This is a genomic window from Lysinibacillus boronitolerans JCM 21713 = 10a = NBRC 103108 (genome assembly GCF_000772935.1).
Lineage (GTDB): Bacteria > Bacillota > Bacilli > Bacillales_A > Planococcaceae > Lysinibacillus > Lysinibacillus boronitolerans.
This window is the reverse complement of record NZ_JPVR01000079.1, coordinates 255,325-278,368: the sequence shown is the minus strand read 5'-3', so window position 1 is coordinate 278,368 and position 23,044 is coordinate 255,325. Positions and strand designations below refer to the sequence as shown.

Genomic DNA, 23,044 nt, shown 5'->3' with positions numbered 1-23,044 from the left:
GAAACAAAGCACAGCCATTAAGAGTCTGTGCTTTGTTTTAGTTTCACCTTTAAAATTTCTTTACTTATGTAGATTTAAAAAATAAGTATCGTGGGGTTTTATTCTTATACGAGAGATATTCTACTTTAAGCATATTCTCTAAGTGTTTTTCTTCTTGAAGAATAAGGTTATGAATTGAAACTATATTTAGTAAACAAATAATTAATGTAACTAAGTTAGGGAATGTCAAAAATAGACCTATAAACATTAAATTGAATCCAACAAATGCAGGATTTCGACTATATTTGTATAAACCATTGGTGATTAGCGAGGTTTTTGTTTCTTTATCTATACCAACTCTCCAAGAGGTTTTCATTGTTATCATTGATAAAATAAAAAACAGTAAACCAATGGTAATTGTCATTAATCCAAAGTAATGCATAACCTCATTGGTGAATAGTTTAGGTAAAATATTATCAATCGAATTATCAAATATTGACTCTAAAAGCCATGCAATTCCCCATACGAAAGTTGAAATTTTAACAAACATTTCGGAAGAATCGACGGATGTCCCCTTATTTCCTTTTCCTAACACATTTGCTTTTATCCCTGATTTCTTATTTAGAATAACTAGCTTTAATGAATAGGAAAATAAAAACAAAGCAAACAGAATCAATGAAAAAACATTTACCAGTTCCATTTTTATCTCTTCTTTCTATAATGAATTAAGTGCTATTTTAAGAAAGTAAAGTACTAGAAATAAAAAGATGGACTTTCATATAAAAAGCCCATCTATTGAATAAAGTGCGTTAATTCATTCTTTAACACGCATTAAACGTAAGCTGTTTAATGCTACTAACAATGTTGCTCCCATATCTGAGACAATGGCAATCCAAAGTGTTAGCCAACCTGGAATAACTAATAGTAATGCAGCTAGTTTAATTAAAATGGCAAATGCTATATTTGCCTTGATAATATTTAAGGCCTTACGACTTAGCTTTATTGTAAACGGTAATTTCCGTAGATCATCTGCCATTAAAGCAACATCTGCAGTCTCTAATGCAGTGTCTGTACCAGCACCACCCATGGCGATACCGACTGTAGAAGCTGCTAAAGCAGGAGCATCGTTGACACCATCACCGACCATCGCAACATTGCCATAGTCTTTTCGAAGTTGTTTTATATAGGAAAGTTTGTCTTCAGGCATTAATTCAGCTTGAATTTCAGAAACCCCTACATGATGACCAATTGCATTCGCAGTCCCTTTATTATCACCAGTTAACATGATTGTTTTCTTAACACCCATGTTATGCAATTTCTCAATAATTTCTTGGCTAGATTCACGTACCTCATCAGCTACGGCAATGATTGCTTGAATCTCTTTTTCAGTTCCTAATATCATGGCAGTTTTGCCTTCATTTTGTAACTTAAGGATGTTTCCTTCTAAATTCTCTGGAATAGGTACATTTAACTCTTGGAACAATTTTGGGCTACCGATGTAATACAAAGTACCATCTACTTCACCTTTTATTCCTTTGCCAGTAATGGCTGCGAAAGCATCAACGTTGATATTTTTGAATGAAACATTTTCTTCTTCGGCTCTTTTAATAATCGCAGAAGCTAAAGGGTGCTGAGATCGATATTCTAAAGCCGTAATTATGGCTAGAATCTTTTTTGAATCTTTTTGGGTATTCATTACATCAAAGTTTGTAACCACTGGAACACCTTTTGTAAGCGTACCTGTTTTATCAAAAGCAATTGCCTTAAGCGAACCCATTTCCTCTAAATAAATGCCACCTTTAATTAAAACCCCTTTTTTAGCAGCATTACCTATAGCTGAAACAATTGAAATTGGTGTTGAAATAACAAGCGCACATGGACATCCAACTACAAGTACTGATAAACCTTGATAAACCCAAGTTTCCCAACTACCATCGAAGAACAGTGGGGGAACAATTACTACAAGCCCTGCAATGACCATGATAATTGGTGTATAATATTTCGCAAATTTATCAACAAATGCTTGTGAAGGAGCGCGTTCACCTTGAGCTTCTTCAACTAGATGTATAATTTTTGAAATCGTTGTATCTTCAACGTATTTTGTAATTTTAACTTCTAATAAACCCTCTTCATTTAGTGTTCCAGCGAATACCTCATCATCTACTGTTTTTGAAACTGGTACTGATTCCCCTGTAATAGCTGCTTGGTTGACTGCAGAAAGACCGCTAACCACGATGCCATCCATTGCAATTTTTTGCCCAGGTATAACAATCATAATATCGCCAATCTCTATATCATCTACGTGTACCATGATTTCTTGACCATTTCGACGAATTAAAGCTTCTTTTGGTGCAATATCCATTAATGAGCGAATTGATTGACGTGCTTTATCCATTGAATAACGCTCTAAAGCTTCACTAATAGCGAATAGGATAACAACTATGGATGCTTCTGCCCATTCTCCTATAAATGCAGCACCAATGACAGCTACCGTCATTAATGTTTTCATGTCAAAATCAAAGCGAGTTAAATTTTTGAAACCAACTTTGAATAGATTGAAACCACCGATTACAATTGAAGCTATAAATAATAGGGAGGTAATAAGATTTTCTTCACCGTTTACGTATTGAGATAGATAACCGAATACGATAAATAAGCTTGCGTATAAAAGTGTGCTATGTTTTTTGTAAAATGGTACTTTCTTTTCAACTTGCCCCTCACTATTGTCAGAAGATGGAGCTTTAGATCTGTATGAAGGTGTATCCATTGATACTTTTAAATTTTCAAAAGCTCCAGCTTTTTCAAGTTCCGCAATAGTTGTTTCGCCAGTTACGGAAATTTTAGAAGCACCGAAGTTTACTTTTGCATCTTGAACCCCTGGAAGCTCTTTTACATTACGTTCAAATTTACCTGCACAGTTTGCACACGAGAAGCCTTCAATTCTATAGGTAGTATCTGTTTGGGGTGGAGTAACACGTTTTTGTTTTTCTGGCGTTACTTTTAAGTTTTCGAAAGCTCCAGCCTTTTCTAACTCCTCCACGGTCGCATCGCCTGTAACTGATATTTTAGATGCCCCAAAGTTCACCTTTGCATCTTGAACACCAGGTATTTCTTTTACATTACGTTCAAATTTACTTGCACAGTTGGCACAAGAGAAACCGTTCACGCGGAATACCTGTTTTTCCTCAGTCATTAATTTCACCTTCTTTATGTTCTTCAAATGCAACACTGATTAAATTCTTAAAATATGGGTCATGAATAGCGTAATAAACCAATTTCCCTTCTTTACGATATTCAGCTAATCCTAAATTTCGTAGTAAACGCAAATGGTGCGACGCAGTTGCTGTTGTTGACCCAATAATATTAGCGATATCGCAAACACATAATTCATCTTCTAGTGTTAGCGCATAGGCAATTTTTACACGTGTATCATCCGAAAGTGCTTTAAAAACTTTAGCAACATCCATTGATTTTTTTTCTTTTAACTTGTCTTGAACATAGTTTACTTTATCCTCATGAATACAGGTGATTTCACATATTTCTTTCATATATTTTCCTCCAGTTATCATTCAAACGTTCAAACGATTATTTGATTGTTTTTATAATAAACTTAAACATTCAAATAGTCAAACAGTTATTTGAATGTTTTATTTATTTAATGCAATTTATTATTTTTGACCAGAAAAGTATATGCAAAAGCCTAAGCTTGAAAAAAGTTAATTTTTTTGGATATGTATGGAAAAAGAAATGTAGATCATTAAATTAGAGGTTAGCTATTGAATATAATAATTATTAGTTTGAATAATAGTTGCAAATTGCAAATAAAATTGCTATATATATTTATTAAGGATAGAATATTTTTGTGTTTTACTTAGTTTTATTAATTACAGCTATTATTTTTAATGAATTTATATTTGCAAAATGCAAATAATGAAGGGGGATAAAAAATGAAAGGGATTCTTGATACAATCGTTATTGGGGGAGGGCAGGCTGGACTTGCAGCAGGCTATCATTTACTGAAAAAAGGTCTACGATTTTTAATATTAGAAGAAAGTAATCAGATCGGGGGTTCTTGGCCAAATTATTATGACAGTCTTAAATTGTTTTCTCCAGCAGGGTTTTCCTCTATGCCCGGCATGAAGTTTCCTGGAAACCAGAATCTCTATCCGAAAAGGGATGAAGTTATTCGATACTTACAAGATTATAAAAAAAAGTTCCAATTACCTGTTTTAATTAATCAGAGAGTAGATATGATTGAGAAAAATAACATAGGTTTTATTGTTCGAACTGTCACAGGCGATAAATTTCAAGTTAGAACAATCATAAATGCTACAGGCTCATTTAATAATCCTTTTATTCCTAACATTCAAGGAAGAGAAGTCTTTCAAGGGAAAACACTTCACTCTTCAGAATATCGAAATCCACAGCCATATCACAACCAAAGGGTAATCGTAATCGGAGGAGGTAATTCGGCTGTGCAAATTGCTGTTGAATTGTCTAAGGTTAGCCAAACTACTCTTTCAGTACGACAGCCAATAAAATTTGTAAAACAACGTCTACTTGGACGGGACATACACTATTGGTTGAAGGTATTTGGTTTTGATACCTTTCCTTTCTGGCGCTTTGGAAAAACGGCACCCAGATCAAATGCTGTGAATGATATAGGAGGATATAAAGATCGAATTAGTAAGGGGAGTCCGGAACAACGTTTAATGTTTACTTCTTTTTATGAAGATGGAGTTATTTGGCCGGACGGAGAAAGGGAGCCTGTAGATACCATTATCTATGCCACAGGATACAGACCACATTTACCCTATATGAAATTACTTGGTGCATTAGATGGGGAAGGAATGCCTTTACAAAAGGCAGGTATTAGCAGTATCCCTGGATTATATTTTGTGGGACTAGAAGGACAACGATCATTTGCATCTGCAACTTTAAGAGGTGTGGGAGAAGATGCCGAGTATGTTGTGAAAAAGTTACTTCACCACATGAAAAGTAGAAACTTTTGAAGTAGGAAAAACATCTTCAAAAAAAGTTAAATATATTTTAGTTGTATTTTGCAAATAAATAATATATATGTCTTTATAGGAGATGATTAAATGGAAAATAAACGTGAACTTTTTCAAGTTTTAACTCAAAAGTTTGCTCTACTAAATAAAACATGTTGTACTGTAGGATCAATTGACATCACACCAATACAGAGCCATATTCTATATGAGATCGACAAACAAAATAATCCTTCTATGCAACAAATAGCAGAGGCAATAGGTATGGATATTACTACATTTAGTAGACAGATTCAAACTCTTATTAAGATGAATCTTGTCAAAAAAACTCCTCTAACATCAGATAAAAGAGTGTACATTTTGTCATTAACTGTGGAGGGTACATTTCTCGCTACTACAATTGATGAAATGATAAACAATTATTTAAATGAAGTTTTTTCACATTTGAATGACTTCGAAAAAGAAACTGTTTTACGTTCAATTGAACTCTTAAATAAAGCTATGGCTAAATCAAATTTGTGTTGTACACCTTCTCCATAACTCGTTACTAAAGAAAAATTAATGGAGATAAATTAATCTTTATCATTATCTTTTAAAGCGTACGTTTAGGTAACTGAACGTACGCTTTTTACAAAGTATAAAAATTTTTTTAAAATGGGTAAATATCTGTTGCAATTCAAAACATTAAATCATAATATAAGAATATAGTTATATACTGATTATGTCACCTTCTTACGAGGTGATTTTATTTAAAATAATATATAAGAAAACAGTTATATAAGGAGTGCAGATAAATGGAAAACACACTAATTGAAAAACAACTAAAAGCAGCAGCGGATTTGAATCGCATTAAATTACTTGCATGCATGAAAAACGGGGAGGTATGTGTATGTGATTTTGTGGATGTGCTAGGAATATCACAACCAGCCGTTAGTCAACATCTACGAAAATTAAAGGAGGCAGGCATTATTACGGAACGGAAAGTAGGGACTTGGAAACATTACCGTTTAGTAGAGAATCAAACGCCACTGATGAAGGGCATTTTAGAACAAATTCAGCCTTTAAAGGGGTGCAATTGTGAAACCGATTGCTGCCATGTAGGGGGAAATATAAATGAGTAATGAATCTTTAACAAAACAGCTTTCTTTTCTAGATCGTTACCTTACCCTTTGGATATTCGTTGCGATGGGAATAGGTGTTGTATTAAGTATCACCATGCCTAATGTTGGGGAAGCGTTAGAGTCCATGTCTATTGGAACAACGTCCATACCGATTGCTATAGGGTTAATTGTCATGATGTATCCACCATTAGCGAAAGTAAAGTATGAAGAAATGTGGCGAGTGTTTAAGGATTGGAAAGTGCTATTACTATCACTTTTACAAAACTGGTTACTCGGCCCGTTCCTCATGTTCTTTTTAGCGATTATCTTCTTACAAGATTACCCAGAATATATGGCTGGACTCATTATGATTGGCTTAGCTCGATGTATTGCCATGGTGATTGTGTGGAATGATTTAGCGCGTGGAGATCGTGAATATGTAGCTGGTTTAGTTGCCTTTAACTCCATTTTTCAAATTGTGACGTATTCAATTTTTGCTTACTTTTTCTTAAATGTATTACCTGGTTGGTTTGGTTTAGAGAATTTCAATGTATCCATTTCTATGTGGGAGATTACAAAGAGCGTTCTAATTTACTTAGGGATACCATTTGCAGCAGGATTCCTCACACGATGGATAGGAATTAAAGCAAAAGGAAAACAGTGGTATGAAGAAAAGTTCTTACCGAAAATTTCACCACTTACTTTAATTGCACTGCTGTTCACGATTGTGTTGATGTTTGCTTTAAAGGGTGAGCAATTAGTAGAACTGCCACTTGATGTAGTGCGAATTGCTATTCCATTATTTATTTACTTTGTGATCATGTTTGCTGTGTCATTCTTCTCTTCCCGTAAAGTAGGTGCATCTTATCCTGTCACAGCAGCTCTTTCTTTTACAGCTGCAAGCAACAACTTCGAGTTAGCAATTGCTGTTGCAGTGGGTGTGTTTGGCTTGCATAGTGGCGTGGCATTTGCCGCTGTTATTGGACCACTAGTGGAAGTACCAGTCCTCATTGGACTTGTATGGGTTGCCTTACGTTGGCAGAAAAAATACTTTAAAACCATTAAATTATAAGGAGCAATTACTATGACAAATACACTTTATTTCTTATGTACAGGAAACTCATGTCGAAGTCAGATGGCTGAAGGATGGGCAAAGAAATTACTACCTACCAATTGGACAGTTAAAAGTGCTGGTATTGAAGCACATGGCGTAAATCCGAATGCTACTAAAGCGATGGCGGAGGTAGGGGTTGATATTTCAAATCATACATCCGATTTAATTGATTTTGAGACATTAAACAATGCAACATTAGTTGTCACTTTATGTGGGGATGCAGCTGATAAATGCCCAATGACACCTCCTCACGTTCGTCGTGAGCATTGGGGATTTGAAGATCCAGCGAAAGCGACAGGTACTGATGAAGAGAAGTGGGCTGTATTCCAAAATGTTCGTGATGCAATTGGTAAACGCATTGAACAATTTGTAGCTGAGGAGCTGAAATAAATTGAAAAAAATTCATATCTATGAGCCAGCAATGTGCTGTTCTACAGGCTTATGTGGACCTTCTATAGACCCAGAATTATTGCGAATGTCATTTATTATGAATAATTTAAAGAAAACAAACATAGAAGCTGAAAGATTTAATCTTACAAACGAGCCAAATGCTTTTGTAGAAAACGAAGCAATCAATCAACTATTAGTGTCAGAAGGAATGGATGCCTTACCTGCAACGTTTGTGGATGGAGAATTACTTTGCAAAGGAATCTATCCAACAAATGAACAATTTTCACAGTGGTCAGGACTTTCAGAAGACGAATTACTACAAAAGCCAAAAGTACGCTTGTCACTAAAAGGAGATGCGTAAGATGGAACGCTTTACAAGAATTCATTTCCCTGACACCCCATTCCTGTTTTTCACGGGGAAAGGGGGCGTTGGGAAAACATCGGTTGCTTGTAGCCTATCAATAGCCATTGCAAGGGAAGGGAAAAAGGTACTTTTAATTAGTACAGACCCCGCATCCAACTTACAAGATATTTTTGGCCAAACGCTTTCTAATAGTCCAACAAAAATTGAAGGCATAGACAATTTATTTGCGATAAATTTGGACCCTGAACAGGCAGCACAACATTACAAAGAGCAAATGGTTGGTCCGTACCGTGGAAAACTACCTGAAGTGGTATTACAAAATATGGAGGAACAACTTTCTGGTGCTTGCACAGTAGAAATTGCTGCCTTTAATGAATTTGCTTCACTATTGACTGATACTTCAGTGATTGGGAATTTTGACACTGTGGTGTTTGATACAGCCCCTACAGGGCATACGTTACGATTATTACAGTTGCCTTCTGCATGGTCTACGTTTCTAGACGATAACACGACTGGCACTTCATGTTTAGGTCCTTTAAAAGGGCTAGAACCACAACGTGAAGTCTATAAAGAGGCAGTTGAACGTTTAAAGAATGCTAATCAAACAACGTTAATGTTAGTGACACGCCCAGAAGAAAATCCTTTAAAGGAAGCTGCACGTGCTTCTCACGAATTGTTTGAAATAGGCATTCAAAATCAGACTCTACTAATTAATGGATATATGAGCAATGCCAATTCTACTGATGATATCGAAGAGGCTTTCATTGCGCGTCAAGCTGATGCAATAGCAAGAATTCCTGAAGAACTAAATCAATTTGAGCATTTCTACTTACCTTTTGTACCGTACTCATTATCAAGTATTGAGCGTATGCAAGCATGGATGACTGACAAAGAAGTTATACATGCAGATGAATCAAATGAAGAAACTAAGATTCCTGAGATAGAAGAAATGATTGCAGATTATTTAGAACGTAAACCGAAACTCATTTTTACGATGGGGAAAGGTGGGGTTGGAAAAACAACTGTGGCTTCTTATATTGCATTACGATTAGCAGAAGAGGATACTCATGTACATTTAACTACAACAGATCCCGCCGCACACCTCGATTGGACATTCGGAGATGACAACGTTAATAATTTAACGATCAGTCGTATTGATCCAAAAGCAGAAGTGGCAAACTATGAAGCAGAAGTGCTTGCAAAGGCAAGTGAAACGATGAATGAGGAAGGTTTAGCATTTGTGAAAGAGGATTTGGCTTCTCCTTGTACAGAGGAAATAGCTGTATTCAAAGCATTTGCTAACGTTGTAGAAAATCATCAAGATGAAGTCATTATTATTGATACCGCACCAACAGGGCATACGTTGCTTTTACTAGACGCAACAGAAGCTTATCATCGGGAAATAAGCCGTTCACAAGGGGATATTCCTCCAGCTGTTTCTAACCTGTTACCAAGGTTGCGTGATGCCTCTTATACGAGTGTTGCCATTGTAACTCTTCCTGAAGCAACACCTGTTTATGAAGCTTCGCGCTTACAAGAAGATTTACACCGTGCTGGATTATCTGTTGATTGGTGGGTTGTTAATCAAACGTTTTCATCTATCTATACAACAAGTCCAACATTAATTCAAAAACAACAAGCTGAAACGAAATGGCTAAAAGAAGTTAGATCCATCAGCAATAATCAATTTGTGGCCATTCCATGGGTAAAAACGCCACCGGTTGGAACACAAGGCTTACATGAATTAAAAGGAGAGAAAATCAAATGAAAATGAGTCTAGAAGGTAAAAATTATTTAGAACAGGTATTAGCTGATTCAGAGGTTAAAACGCTTCGTTTCTTTGGTATTGCAGGCTGCTGTGGGGTTAATTTAGGTGTAGGCTTAGAAGCACCAGCAGAAGAAGATGCAATTCAAACAATTGAAGGTATCGAAGTCGCAATTCATCCTGATATTGCACCGCAATTAACAGATGTTACGATCCATGCAGAAGAAGAGAATGGTGAGCTAGGTTTAGTATTAGTTGGATACTCACCGACATCTTGCTAACAAGTGATCCTAAATATACTGTCTGTCGTAGCAATTATTCAATCCGTTGAATGGAGGATGCAATAATGACAGTAAACCATGCTAGCGAATTAACTAAAGATTATTTTATCGCTTATTTAAAGTTAATAATGAATAGTAGAGAATACACATTGATACAGGCTAAAGAGTTTGCTTTTGATTTCTTCTTTAAAGGAGATATGGATCGTTACGGCACTTCTACATGGTTGCAATTTGAAAAAGCTATAAAAGAAATTGATAAAATCATGTGTGAAATGGAAGTGTGTTCATAACTATCACAAAAGCTTAAATAAATTACGTCTAGCTTACTGCTAGACGTAAAAAATATATTTTATATAAGGGAATGCTTATATAAAGAAAAAAGAGGAGAAGTTTATATGAAAACACTAAAAGTAATCAATCAAAATCAATCTTGTTGTACTCCTGTTCAGGACATTGAAGTCCAAGAGACTGTTAATAATTCCAATAAGAATTTACCGATTGTCATAATTGGTGCAGGTCCTATCGGGTTAGCTACTGCTGCTCATTTAGTAGAGCAAAACCAGTCATTTATTTTACTTGAAGCTGGCAATGAAATAGCACACAATATTCGTACTTGGGGGCATGTCACATTATTTTCTCCATGGCGTTATAACATCAATAGAGCTGCTAAATCATTATTAGAGGGGTCTGATTGGGTAGAACCTAACTTAGAAACAATACCTACAGGGCATGAGTTAATTGATCTTTATTTAAAACCTTTGGCAGAGTTAACACAAATAAAACCTAGTATCCGATTGAACTCAAAAGTAGTAGGTATTTCAAGACAATTAAATGATAAAATGAAATCAAAAAATCGATTAAATCAGTTCTTTAATATATATGTTGAAAAAGAGGATGACATCGATATTATTGAGGCAAAAGCAGTTATCGATGCAACGGGTACATGGGGGAACCCAAACCCAGCAAATTCTACAGGTGTTTGGCTGAAAAATGAGAAAGTATTAGCAGATCACATTGAGTATGGTATTCCAGATATAAATACGAATCCTAAGAGATATGCAAATAAGAAGGTTGCTGTCATTGGTGGTGGTCATTCAGCGATCAATACCTTATTAGCTTTGGCTGAATTACAAAAAGATAATCCTTCAACAAAGCTTGTGTGGATTATGCGTAAAAGATCTGTAGAAGAAGCCTATGGCGGGGAGGAAAAAGATGCGTTGGCAGCACGTGGCGCACTCGGTATTCGCATCCATGAATTAGTAGATACAGGAAAGATTGAGGTAGTAACACCTTTCTATATTTCACAGGTGAAAAAAGAAGAGAATATCCATATTGTAGGTACTATTAATGGAGAACAAAAAGTACTTACAGGATTCGATGAACTTATTGTTAATGCAGGAAATCGACCTGATTTTACCATGAACAATGAACTGCGTTTATCTATTGATACAGCAACAGAAAGTGTGCAAGCATTAGCGCCACTAATTGATCCTAATGAGCATAGTTGTGGCACAGTCAGAGCGCATGGTGAAGAAATACTACGCCAACCTGAAAAGGACTTCTATATAGTCGGAGCTAAAAGTTATGGACGCGCACCAACATTTTTAATGGCAACCGGCTACGAACAGGTTCGTTCAATAACAGCTTATTTATCAGGAGATGAAGAAGCGTCGAAACGTGTTGAATTAGAATTACCAGAAACAGGCGTATGTAGTATTAATCTTGTCAATCAATCAAATACATGTTGCTAATTGGGGGGATATGTTTTGTTAAATCAGTTATTTATAGTGGGAGTATATATATTAATTATCTTAATGTTATCATATATTACACATGAATATCTGGAAAATAAGTTTAGTAAGCAATGTTATTTAATATGGTTGATTTGTGTTTTTTTAACTGGACCTATAGCATTCACCATATATATTATTTGGGATAAGAAAAACAACATACCTAATACAAATGTAAAATAGGTAAGTCTAATGTGGAGAATTCTATAAAGTTTAATTAATTGACTGTTAGTGAAAGCTAGCAGTCTTTTTAAAATACTAAGGGAAATGGGATGGACAAACTTATGGAACAGATTTGGGATGACAGACATCATTACTAATTGAAATATACTTTAGGTAGCGTTTTTACTTATGAAAAAAGCTTTACTGAAAAAACATTGTAATAAATAAGAGGAGTAAGGATATGATAGGTTATTTTCCAACGCCATATGAAGATGAACTATATTACAGTATAATAGCTCGTTATCACATTCATGTAGGTAACTTGAGTAGAAAACATACAAATAAAGAACTATTTGGAAAGAAGGTAAATATTAATTTAGAATTACCAATGGGACTCGCTCATTTAGTATCCCAAATCAATATATTCTCGAAAGAATTTACTAAAGAGTATTTTATTAACCAGCATACAGTGATACCGTTTGTAAAACCCTTTAAAAGTGAAGAATGGAATGAGAAAATTTATAAAAGTGATTTTAAAAATTTATATATTTTTTTATTTAGTTACAGTAAATACAATGTAAAAAACAAGAAATATTTATATTATTGTGCAGAATGCTTAAAGGAACAGCTTAAGTCAAATGGTGAAGGATTTTGGAACAGGATTCATCAAATTCCAGGGATTTTTGTTTGTACTAGGCATAAGACTCCGTTATTAGAGTATTCGTTAAAAATATCCGAGATGGGCTTTATAAATTATTTAATTCCAACAATTGAAGATATTAGAGAACCACTTAGGAGCTATAGTGAGGAACTAATGAAATATTTGATCGATCTAGCAGAGGACGTTGAATACATTATTAGAATGAATTACAAATCGTTTTCTGAAGAGTATTATATTAGCAAATATGTAGATTTATTAGGTAAGAAAGGGTTTGCATATCCCATTAAAAAGCGAAGAGAATACTTACAAAAGTTAATAATTGAATATTATCCAACAGATTTTCTAGAGTTATTAGATTCATTTTTCAAGATAAGTGACAAGTTTTCTTGGGTTCCTAGTTTAATAAATATTGAAGAAAATAGGTCGTTACATCCGATAAGACACTTATTATTAATGAGATTATTAAGTGGATCAGCCAAAAATTATTTTGAAAAGGAGAACTCATTTAAACCTTTTGGTGAAGGACCTTGGGTTTGTATGAACCCGTTTTGCAAGAATTATTTAAAAGAGAATATAAAAAATGTGAATGTTAGAGTAAATAATTCAGATAGGAAAATTCAAGGTATCATAAAGTGTAATTGCGGTTTTGAGTACATAATTAAGGAAGGGGAAAAATCTCCTTTTGATATAAGGGATTTCCATAGAAGAATAGTAAAGCGAGGCCGAGTATGGGAACTTAATTTTAATGAATTACTTAAACAAGATCTAACACTGAACAAAATAGCGGAATTAGCAAATATATCTAGGGATACAGTAATAAGGATTAAGAATAGGGGGCATCTTTCTTCAGTTCAATTAAAAAACAAAGAAGGATTAATGAACAAACAAAAATTAAAAACGGAGTACTACAAAGAGGAATTTCTAAAAATCCGAAAAGAAAATCCAGAATATTCACGCTCTGACTTAGGTAAAGCATATACTAAAATATACGGATGGCTTTTACAATATGATAAAGAATGGTTAATTCGCAATTCTCCTTACTTGAGGAGTACTGGTAATAGAGAAAAAATAGATTACTTAGAGAGAGATAAAGAATTACTAAGCAAAGCAAAATTAATAATAGATAGTTGGTCAGAACATGAAGGAAATTTAAAGAGATTGGTTAGGAAAAGTAGGACAGGGATAATAAATTTACTTGATGTCAAAGCAAGTTATAGTTTGTTCAGTGGAAAATACCCACTTACTACTAAGTATATCAATTCGAATATAGAGACGGTTGAGGATTTTCGGCATAGAAGAATAAAAATTGTTATGGATACCAAATATAAAGACGAGATTGTAACAAAAAATATGGTTATTGAAGCAGCTAATCTTAAAAACTATATTAGAATTAATATAGAGAAACGAGAAAAATTACTAAAATATATAGAGGATTTAGTAACTATCCATAATAACAAATTCTTATAGAATAAAGCTGTGAAGAAACATATTTAAACTATAATGTAAGTACATAATTTTCGTATTGGTATACAACTTTTTTGTAACAGTTTATTGCAAAATAAGTTAATTTGATGAAAATAAGTATACGACTTTATTGTCATTTTAAAGATAAGAAAGACACAAGAATGCGGGTTTGAACATTTGTTAGTATACAACTTTATTGAAACTCTTCATTGTTGTAGATTTGAAATAAAGTCGCGACGATTGTAAAAAAGTTGCGAAGCTTTACCCCTTTGGTTATTATTTAGCCAAAGGGGTGTTTTTTGTCTAAAAGAACTAGAACATCTAAAGTTGAAAAGTGGATTAAAGAAGGTCGTGGCTCGGGAATCGGTGCCGATTATAAACCGTGGTTGAATATTCAAGATGTTTCCTCATTGGGAAGATCCACTCGTTTAAAAGGTATTAAAACGAAAGGCAGCACGAATTTTTATCAGATTTGGAACGAAACTACTTTTTTAATTGAATATTCGGATTTTGTTTTTGATATTCGAGAACAATTTCCTTTATTGCCGTTGGAAGAAACAATTGTCATTGCTGATGAATTAGGTCTAAAACATCCTACAGACCCTAAAACGAATCAGCCAGTTGTAATGACAACGGATTTTTTATTAACGGTAGAAAAAGGAAATGGGTTAGTAGGGCTTGCACATTAGGAGTTTTCAATAATTTCAGTATTAAGGAAATTCAAAACTTAGCAAGAAAAGTAATAGTGGAACATCCCATTGAAATGGATTATAATGCTATGAAATTATTAGTTATTAATGAAATATTAAAGATTAGTAAAGTTGATCAGATAAACAATATTGAAGTTAAAAAAGGAATATTACCACTACTACAAATTCAAAAAAAGGCTATAAATAAAAAGTTACATCCGTATGAGTTATTGAAAAAGAATGGGTATATTAAAAATCTTATTTGAAGGGATAAATGAGATGGAGGCTATTTTTAAAGAAACACTTTTAGATATGGAGATATATATTAATAGGACTATAGAAAGCTATTTTGATGTAGATATATATGGATATGAAAAAAACACTTATTATCGTGAATTTAGATTATATGAACATCAAGAACTAGAGTTTGATGAGTTCAGTATGTTAGATAGAATTTCGTATGGAACATACGGTTTTATTGATGAAGAAGAGTATAATAATGGCTGGATATGTACGAGCGTAGAAACCGCCAATTTTTCTATAGAATCTGTGAATGTGGATTCTTTCAAAAAAGAAGTTACTTTTATATATTTAATAACGGGTGAACCTGGATACTTATACAATTTAGCATTGGATTATACTTTCTATGTAGAGCTTTATGTTGGAGGATGTAAAAAAGGCTTACCTTTTTGGCAACAGTCCTTATATTTAAGTTATTTAATGTATAAAAATAATAATTTTCTGGGGAGTTTTATGCATCTTTTTATTGCTTTTGAAGGTCTTTTAAGATATCAGACTGGAGATACTAAAACACAAGATTTAAATGAAATTTATAAAAAACATACTTCTAATAATTTGCCTTCAATTATAAAAAAGTACAAAAAGATACGAAATAGAGTTATGCATGGAAATGAAAGTGCTACAGCAAGTTTAACAGATAATGATTTGGAAATACTATTGGATGGAATTGAAAAATTATATAGATAATTCCATTTGGGTTTTGGATAGATATATAGATAAACTATCATTTTTTACACTAAATGTTTTTGTATATTCAGCCAATACTTATAATAATTTGATAGTGGGAACCTTAAAATATTAGATTAATTAAAAATCAACGTATTAGAAATTTTTATTTTAATACGTTGATTAAATTTATAGGTAAAACAATAATTGAAAGAATTAAACTGACAGAGGTACCTAGTACAGTATAAATTTTTAATTAGATACAGAGATTCAAATATTTTTATTGGTTAAAAATGTTATAATTTATGTTATATAAAAATTAATGATTAGTCTATATATTTGATTAGTAGTAGTTACTTAATTAAAGATTAAATTAGATAATGGAGTATTTTTAATTAGTATAAAGAATGATTTTTATAGAGGCTCAGTTTAAATAAATTGAATATAAGCGAGTATAAACCGATTTATAAACAAAAAACTTTATTTGATACTGGACTTTTATAAATGTGAAATAAAAGTAACTTATGGAGGGGAAATAATTGAATTGGATAAGTGAACATCGATATAGAGTTATTAAACCACTTTCGGGTGGTAATATGTCTAAGGTCTATTTAGCTATAGATTATGGTTCAAAAGATGAGAAAGAAGTTGTTATAAAATCATATCCATTAGGAGAAAATAGGGATTTCCAAAAAAACTTATTTTATAGGGAAGTAGAAAACTTAGAAAGGCTTAATCATAATAATATAGTTAAAATAGAAAACAAAGGGATAGACGAGAAAAACAACCTTAACTTTATTGTTTTAGAGTATTTACGAGGCCAGTCTCTAGATAAAATAATTTTTAAAGATATTCTCCCAGATTCAGAAAAACATAAGATTATATTAGAGACTCTTTCAGGTTTAGCACACGCACATATTAAAGGTATATTACATAGAGATATTAAACCCTCAAATATTTTAATCGATGAAGAGAATAATGTGAAAATTATTGATTTTGGAATCAGTAAATTGAATGATTCAATGTTTACAGAATATACTTTGAATTTTTTAGGAACTCGTAAATATGCTTCTCCAGAACAAATGCGAATGGAAGATTTAGATCAGAGAAGTGATATTTATTCAATTTGTTACGTAATCACTGAATTGTTATTAAGCAAAGATATTAGAGAAAATATTATCTTAGAAGTTAAAAATTCAGGATTAGATGAACATATTAAAGACTTATTAATAAAAGGCTTAGATGAAAATAAAGAAAATCGAATTAATAATATTAGTGATTTGATTACAGGATTTAAAAAAGCTATTTCTAATGAAATAAACTTATATGCAAATGAATATGCAATAGGATTTACTAACAAAGTTATAAATAAAATGTTTACAGAGGGCTTAATTTTAAATGAATCGAGAAATGAAGCTGCAACACTAATTTCAAAAGACTTAAATCAAGAATATATTTTAATGAACTATTCTAGAAATCAAAAAAGAAAAGATTCATATTCTTATAATATTTATGGTAAACAGTATGAGTATCTTTGTGTAATTGATGACAAATCAAAGGATAAGTTTACTATATTAGATATAAAATTCTTTACTCAATCTTCTATACATGAGGGCAATAAAGAGTTGGCAATAAGGATTGATAGAAAGTTTCAAGTATTTGCCTATTCGGATGAGAATTTTGATGTGTATGATGATATCAATGAATTAATTGAAGAATTTGAAGCCAATTATAATAAGAGTAATTTTAAAGCTCAAAAAGAGAAAGAAGAGAAATCCATTACTTCAAAATGGAGTACAGCAATTAGTTTAAAGAAAAAGTTACTTGATAAAAAGAAAAATACATTACGATATATTAATTTTGAAGTAAATGAAGACGGAGATAGGATTGTAGTAACTTTAAAAGATAAAGACATAGAAAAAGCATTTAGCGATGATCAACTTTTAACTATGACCTCTGCAAATAATATAAATCGGGAATTAAATGTAGGATATTGCGTAGAATTTTCTGAAGGAAAATTATTAATTCAACTTTCAAGAGATGTTTATCCAGAGCAATTTGCTAAAAGTGGAGAGATTTCTATTAATGAAAGAATGGAAGAAGTATCTCTAAATAGACAAGAGAGAGCTTTAAAAGCAATTAGGTTTAAAGAAACTGCTAATCCTTTAATACCTGATATAATAATGAATCCATCTTTAGCTAATGTTTCTCCACTAGTTCCAGAGATTGAATTTAAATCAAAATTAGATAACTCCAAAGAGAATGCAGTTTTAAAAGCTCTTCAATCTGAAGATATATTTTTATTACAAGGACCGCCGGGTACGGGTAAAACAACTTTTATTGGAGAATTAGTATATCAAATAATAAGTAAGAATCCAGAGAGTAAGATTTTAATTTCTTCTCAATCTAATGTAGCTGTTGACCATGCATTAAATAAGATTCAAAGTATTTTGCCGGGTATTTCTATGCTGAGGATAGGAAGAAAAGATAGATTGAGTCAAGGCGCTGAACAATATTTAATTGAAGAACAGCTGGACTTGATGATTAATCAAATTAAAGAAAAATCAAAGCTTTTTTTAGAGCAAATTAAAAACGAGGTTAATTTAAGTCCCTCAACACTAGATAAATACGAGAAAATATCTTTAATTGATAAGATAAATGAGATGATCGGAAATCTTAATAACGAGATAATCGAAAATGAGATGAAGTTACAATCTGTTAAAGAAAAATATAACAAAATTATTGTTTTAACAGAGGGTCTGAATGAAGTTTATTCAAAGCTCAGTAGTAAAATTCAATTTGTAAATGAGAGGGAACTATCAGGGATTTTGAATAATTTTAAGGAAGAGTATTTGAATTTGGGTCTTAGAATTGTAAATGAAATAGATTCAGCAAATGAAATAGGCGAAGAAAAGCAAATGCTTGAAGATATTGTAATGGAATTGACAAGCAAAAAATTAAAAAAACAAACTGAAATTGATGTTTTAAAAGAGCAATTAAAAGTTGAAAGTCCTGAAGCATTTATTTCTTTAAAATCTATGATTCAGCAAGAAATGAATGATAAAAAGGCATTAATAGATGAAGTAACAAATATAGAAATTATTCAAAAAGAGTGGATAAGTAGAGTAAGTGTTGATAACAAATTTGAAAGCTTACTAATTCAGAAAGCAAATATAATTGGTGCTACGTGTTTAGGTGTGTCAAGTTTACAAAGTTTAAATGATATTTCATTTGATTGGGTAATTGTAGATGAAGCTGGTAGAGCAACAGCCCCAGAATTATTAGTTCCAATAGTTATGGCTAAAAAAGTTGTTTTAGTAGGAGATCATAAGCAATTACCGCCTGTCATTGATGAGGGTTACTCTGAATTAAATCTAAAGGAACATAATATTAATATAAAAGATTTAGAAAAGAGTTTATTTGAAGAGCTATTAACATCAATAAATGATGACTGTGTAGGACTATTAAAAGAACAATACAGGATGCATAAAGGTATTGGCGATTTAATAAGTTATGTATTTTATGATAATCAACTAGAATCTCCAGCTAATATAGAAGATAAGCAACATGGATTTACTAAATGGAATGGAAAAAGCTTAGTTTGGTTATCAACTAGTGAACATCCAAGAAAAGCGCAGCAAGAGTTGAAAAACAGAGGTCATATTACTTATGAAAATAAACTTGAAGTAGATATTATTTTTGATAAATTAGTTGAGATGGATAATGATTATAATGGACGAGGTTTATTTAAAGAAGTGGGTATTATAGCAGGATATCAGGCACAAAAATCTGCTTTAAGAAGAAAATTAGAACGAGAGTATAAAGATAAATTTAAAAATATCTCTGTTGAAATTAATACTGTAGATGCTTTCCAAGGAAGGGAAACTGATGTTATTTTCTATAGTATAGTTAGAAGTAACAGTAAGGGACAAATTGGATTCTTAAAAGATGCAAGGAGATTAAATGTAGCTTTATCAAGGGCTAAAGAACTTTTAGTAATCGTAGGTGATCATAGTTCAGTTACACAAGAAAAAATATTAAGTGGAAACGTTGAGAATCCTTTTGTTAAAGTATATGAATATATGCAAAAAAATAATCAATATTGTATTTTAGAGGGGGTGTAGGAAATAGAAAAGTTAGTAGAAAAACATATTGATTCGCTTCCACATTATAAACTTGTAAAATATTTAGATATAGTAATACCATTTTATAATATTTCGTTAGATATAACTTTGTTGAAGAAAAAAGATATAGGTATTATCGAAGAATTTTTATTAAAGTTTTATAAAATAAATATTTTTGATGAGGAAAAAATTTCAAAAATATTAGGGATTGATTTATTTTTAATTAATAACAGTATTGCTAATTTATTTTTTCAAAATTTAATTAAGATGAATCAAGATAACAGGATAAGTCTTACTAAAAAAGGTGAAGAGGCTTTAAAAGAGGCTAAGACAATTCAACCAGAACAAGTTACAGTTAACTTTTTAATGAACGGATTAACAGGTGAACTAACTCATTCTACAAGAAAACTATTTACAGGAAATGAAGTTAGGAAGAAAAATCTTTGCGCTATCAAACCTCTTTTAAATAAACCTACACTAGAAGAATTTGAATTTAACAAGATAAATAAAGTTTTAAAGGAAAAACAAAAGGAATTTCCAGATGATTCTTTAGCAGGGGATTTAATCACCATAAATGAGTTAGAAAAGTGTTATTTATCTTACAGAAAAAGAAGTATGCTAATTTTTATGCATGAAAATGATGCTGAGGCTGATCTAGAAATAAAAATCTTTGATGGTATGGACCGTGAGAACGAATTAGAAAATATTATTTTAAGGATGGAGAAAGATGGAATTAAACAAATTCCATTTGATAGGAAGGACACATTAGATGTTATTAATAATGAGGAAGTATCTATAACTACTATTAATCCTTCCTTAATGGAAGAAGCTTTGTTTAATACAAAAAAACTAACCTTAAATAAACAATTATCAGAACAGTTGACACAACAACTCCACAAAAAGGAGATTCAACTTAATGAAAATGATTTAGACAGCGAAAGTAAGATAACTGATACACAAGTTATAAGAGGACTTAATGAAAAAATAGCTCTTTTAGAAGCTGAAAAAGACAATATAAACAGATATATAGAAACATATGAACATAGAAAAATACTAGAGGATTCTTTTGAAAAAGCTGAAAAACTAGTTTTAATTATATCTCCTTGGATAAGATTTGGTGCATTTGATTACATTATTCAAAATAAAATTCGTAAAGCTCTAAAGAGAAAAATTAAAGTAATTATAGGTTACGGGATTTCACCAGATGATGTAGGCCATACAGGGGCAGTAAATATTCTTGAAAAAATGAGAAAAGAACCAAATGGGGAAAATTTAATTTTAATTAAATTGGCTAATACACATGAAAAAGTATTATTAGTAGATACGAAATATGTAGTTATAACAAGTTTTAACTGGTTATCATTTAAGGGAGATCCTAAATTAGGGTTTAGACAGGAAACTGGTCTTTATACAATCGATTCAAAAACTATTCAGGCGAACATTAACAGTTTAGAAAAAAGAATGAATATAGATATTCAACAGTACTTAAAGTGAGTATTTATTTTACTTCAAAATTAAACAACATTATTATTTGAAATAAACTTCTTTCTAACTCTCAAAGAATATTTTAAACAACTTTAAAACCACCTATCAAATTTATTGATAGGTGGTTACTGCATTTGTGAGATGAAAATTAAGCAACTTTATTATCTGCACACATTTTTGTGAGTTATAACTAATACTGTCATAACTTATAATTATATTTGTCATATAAATATAAGATATTTGTGACACTATAATAAACCTTGGTACAGAGTAGTTGTTGCTGTATCAGGGTTTATATTTTTTAGATTGTTTTTTATAAAAAGGGACTAACAAATAATTAATATTGTCATTTTTTAGTTGAATTTCAAACAAAGATTGGACGTTTATAATAAACTTTGATTAAAAATCCTGTGCTGTTATGCATGGTCTTTTTTGTTCAACAAGCGGGCCAAATTGTGGAGTAAAACTAAAATTGTTGTCATGATTATTTTGCTCTCATCACCATCTAACTCACAAAATCCAAAAAAACAAGGTATTCATACATAACGAGAGAAAATATGAACCACTAATTATCTCATATTAGATTAGAAAAGCCATTCACAAGAAATTGATGAATGGCTTTTTGTATCAGTTATAAAAATAAAAAAGAAAAAATGGTTAGAAGGACTGAAAATCCTAATATTGTCCCAACTATAATGGTATGACGTTTACGTTGCATCACGACGATAGCAATATATTCGCGAATCATAGCATTTGGCCAGTAATAGAGCGCGGTTTTTGAACCAATTCCTTGGCTTTTTAAACCTGCCTTTTTCGCATACAGACTTGCCCTAAATAAATGGAAATTGTTTGTAGTAAAAATGCTGTTATATTTACTACCTTTTACTGAATCCATGATTTGTTTTGAGTAGAGCATATTTTGAAATGTATTGATAGAACGAGCTTCGGTTAAAGTATGCTCCAAAGGAATTCCTTTCTCTATAGCATAATTTTGCATTGCTTCAGCTTCAGGAAGATCTTCATCCGGGCCTTGTCCACCTGAGAAAATTAATATAGGCGGGGAGGCTATAGCTACTTGTTTCCAATAAAAATCAATTGCTTTATTAATGCGACTTGCCAAAAGTGGTGGCACTTTATCTTTAATTAAACCACTACCAAGAACAATAATAAAATCTTGGTTTAATTTTGGTCTGTTAAATTGGTATAACAAATATGCGGATAAAAAGTTAGTTAAGTGTAAAAAGAAATACACAATGATAAAGGAAACCCCAGTGTATAACGGTTCAAAATAGTAAGGCAAAAAGCGCATGGGATTCACCAGACGGAATAGAATGAATAACAGAAGAAAAATTCCTGAAATTAACGTTAAACTGTTAGCAAACCTCCGGCTTTCCCTTTTCAGCAGGATTCGTGCATTTAAAAATAATCCAACACATATAGTAGATAATCCAAAAGTTAATATAAATACCAGAATAACGATTGGAACAATAGCGAACAATCTTACAATTATTAAATCGGAACTGAACCCTAAATAACAAAGAAAAATGATAAATGAACAAAAAAATACGTTAAATAGAAAACCATTTATTATTCTTCTAGAATCTGTTAAATAAGAAGCAAGAAAAATAACGAGGAAAATTAGAGTTAGAATTCCAGAAATAATCATATATTATACCTCGTTTCTTTATAAGTACGTACAGT

General features: G+C 31.9%; 18 protein-coding genes and 1 pseudogene. 15 read left to right on the top strand and 4 right to left on the bottom strand.

Annotated features, from left to right (window positions below; genetic code table 11):
* Positions 1–64: 64 nt before the first annotated feature.
* From CD31_RS18285 to CD31_RS18275, 3 genes are all read right to left on the bottom strand, one after another.
* Positions 65–679 (bottom strand): methyltransferase family protein, encoded by a 615-nt coding sequence (locus CD31_RS18285; RefSeq protein WP_009374040.1) that lies wholly within the window; start codon positions 677–679, stop codon positions 65–67.
* A gap of 114 nt (positions 680–793) precedes the next feature.
* Complete coding sequence (locus CD31_RS18280; protein WP_009374038.1) at positions 794–3,172, bottom strand: heavy metal translocating P-type ATPase; 2,379 nt, start codon at positions 3,170–3,172, stop codon at positions 794–796.
* The gene (locus CD31_RS18275) at positions 3,165–3,527 is read right to left on the bottom strand and encodes an ArsR/SmtB family transcription factor (protein WP_009374036.1); all 363 of its coding nucleotides are present in this window, start codon (positions 3,525–3,527) and stop codon (positions 3,165–3,167) included. The genes CD31_RS18280 and CD31_RS18275 overlap by 8 nt, the downstream gene beginning before the upstream one ends.
* A 399-nt stretch (positions 3,528–3,926) precedes the next feature.
* On the opposite strand from CD31_RS18275, the gene CD31_RS18270 reads away from it, so the two are divergent.
* The 15 genes and pseudogenes from CD31_RS18270 (at position 3,927) to CD31_RS18190 (ending at position 21,352) form a co-directional block, all read left to right on the top strand.
* Entirely contained in the window at positions 3,927–4,991 is a 1,065-nt protein-coding gene (locus CD31_RS18270; protein ID WP_009374035.1) for a flavin-containing monooxygenase, read from the top strand.
* Between the two features lie 90 nt (positions 4,992–5,081).
* A complete protein-coding gene (locus CD31_RS18265; RefSeq protein ID WP_009374034.1) occupies positions 5,082–5,528 on the top strand; it encodes a MarR family winged helix-turn-helix transcriptional regulator in 447 nt (148 codons plus the stop codon).
* Between the two features lie 254 nt (positions 5,529–5,782).
* Positions 5,783–6,109 (top strand): ArsR/SmtB family transcription factor, encoded by a 327-nt coding sequence (locus CD31_RS18260; RefSeq protein ID WP_036079775.1) that lies wholly within the window; start codon positions 5,783–5,785, stop codon positions 6,107–6,109.
* The gene (gene arsB, locus CD31_RS18255; RefSeq protein ID WP_016993623.1) at positions 6,102–7,160 is read left to right on the top strand and encodes an ACR3 family arsenite efflux transporter; all 1,059 of its coding nucleotides are present in this window, start codon (positions 6,102–6,104) and stop codon (positions 7,158–7,160) included. Before CD31_RS18260 ends, arsB begins: the two co-directional genes overlap by 8 nt.
* A 12-nt stretch (positions 7,161–7,172) precedes the next feature.
* Positions 7,173–7,592, top strand: a complete 420-nt coding sequence (gene arsC / locus CD31_RS18250; protein ID WP_016993624.1) for an arsenate reductase (thioredoxin) — start codon at positions 7,173–7,175, stop codon at positions 7,590–7,592.
* Between the two features lies 1 nt (position 7,593).
* Complete coding sequence (arsD, locus tag CD31_RS18245) at positions 7,594–7,953, top strand: arsenite efflux transporter metallochaperone ArsD (protein ID WP_009370518.1); 360 nt, start codon at positions 7,594–7,596, stop codon at positions 7,951–7,953.
* A 1-nt stretch (position 7,954) separates the two neighbouring features.
* Positions 7,955–9,724 (top strand): arsenical pump-driving ATPase, encoded by a 1,770-nt coding sequence (gene arsA / locus CD31_RS18240; RefSeq protein ID WP_009370516.1) that lies wholly within the window; start codon positions 7,955–7,957, stop codon positions 9,722–9,724.
* Positions 9,721–10,002: a HesB-like domain-containing protein gene (locus CD31_RS18235; protein WP_009370515.1), complete on the top strand. Its 282-nt coding sequence runs from the start codon at positions 9,721–9,723 to the stop codon at positions 10,000–10,002. The genes arsA and CD31_RS18235 overlap by 4 nt, the downstream gene beginning before the upstream one ends.
* Before the next feature lie 65 nt (positions 10,003–10,067).
* Positions 10,068–10,292, top strand: coding sequence for a hypothetical protein (locus CD31_RS18230; RefSeq protein WP_009370514.1), 225 nt, complete (start codon positions 10,068–10,070; stop codon positions 10,290–10,292).
* Positions 10,293–10,397: 105 nt separating this feature from the next.
* The gene (locus tag CD31_RS18225; RefSeq protein WP_009370513.1) at positions 10,398–11,753 is read left to right on the top strand and encodes an FAD-dependent oxidoreductase; all 1,356 of its coding nucleotides are present in this window, start codon (positions 10,398–10,400) and stop codon (positions 11,751–11,753) included.
* Positions 11,754–12,195: 442 nt separating this feature from the next.
* Positions 12,196–14,082: a TnsD family Tn7-like transposition protein gene (locus CD31_RS18215; RefSeq protein ID WP_009370511.1), complete on the top strand. Its 1,887-nt coding sequence runs from the start codon at positions 12,196–12,198 to the stop codon at positions 14,080–14,082.
* A gap of 296 nt (positions 14,083–14,378) precedes the next feature.
* Positions 14,379–14,762: pseudogene (locus tag CD31_RS18210) on the top strand (heteromeric transposase endonuclease subunit TnsA); the annotation flags it as partial.
* Positions 14,763–15,008: 246 nt separating this feature from the next.
* Positions 15,009–15,755, top strand: coding sequence for a hypothetical protein (locus tag CD31_RS18200; RefSeq protein WP_036079765.1), 747 nt, complete (start codon positions 15,009–15,011; stop codon positions 15,753–15,755).
* A gap of 518 nt (positions 15,756–16,273) precedes the next feature.
* A complete protein-coding gene (locus tag CD31_RS18195) occupies positions 16,274–19,858 on the top strand; it encodes a serine/threonine-protein kinase (protein ID WP_036079762.1) in 3,585 nt (1,194 codons plus the stop codon).
* Between the two features lie 111 nt (positions 19,859–19,969).
* Positions 19,970–21,352, top strand: a complete 1,383-nt coding sequence (locus CD31_RS18190) for a phospholipase D-like domain-containing protein (RefSeq protein WP_036079760.1) — start codon at positions 19,970–19,972, stop codon at positions 21,350–21,352.
* A gap of 622 nt (positions 21,353–21,974) precedes the next feature.
* Here CD31_RS18190 and CD31_RS18185 read toward each other — a convergent pair.
* Positions 21,975–23,009, bottom strand: a complete 1,035-nt coding sequence (locus CD31_RS18185; protein ID WP_036079757.1) for a YdcF family protein — start codon at positions 23,007–23,009, stop codon at positions 21,975–21,977.
* Positions 23,010–23,044: the final 35 nt, after the last annotated feature.